1 pseudogene is annotated in these 338 nt (G+C 39.1%); it reads right to left on the bottom strand.

Going from position 1 to position 338, the window contains the following annotated elements:
- Positions 1-338: pseudogene (locus tag EYW44_RS22415) on the bottom strand (hypothetical protein); the annotation flags it as partial.

Consider the following 338-nt stretch of genomic DNA (forward strand, 5'->3'; position numbering starts at 1 on the left):
CTCCTCCAGTTAAGCCATTGACTGAACTTCCTGTAAAATCATCTATGTTGGCAACTATCGTAGCTGAGTCTACTCGAACTGTTACAGTAGCTGTATCACAATTACTTGGATTCAATTTCTCACAAATCTGGTAAGTAACAGTATAATCTCCTGCTGGTGTGTTTGCTGGAACCACTACAGCTCCTGTTGCATTTAAAGCAATACCTAATGGACTACTTGTTGTTGTAATGTTTACATCACTTGCCGAAACCGCAACTCCATTTAATGTATCATTATTAGTAATAGCATTTCCTGCAACGCCGCCTGTTAATCCATTAACTGGACTTCCTGTAAAATCA

The sequence above is a fragment of the Tenacibaculum sp. M341 genome (assembly GCF_004337695.1).
Lineage (GTDB): Bacteria > Bacteroidota > Bacteroidia > Flavobacteriales > Flavobacteriaceae > Polaribacter.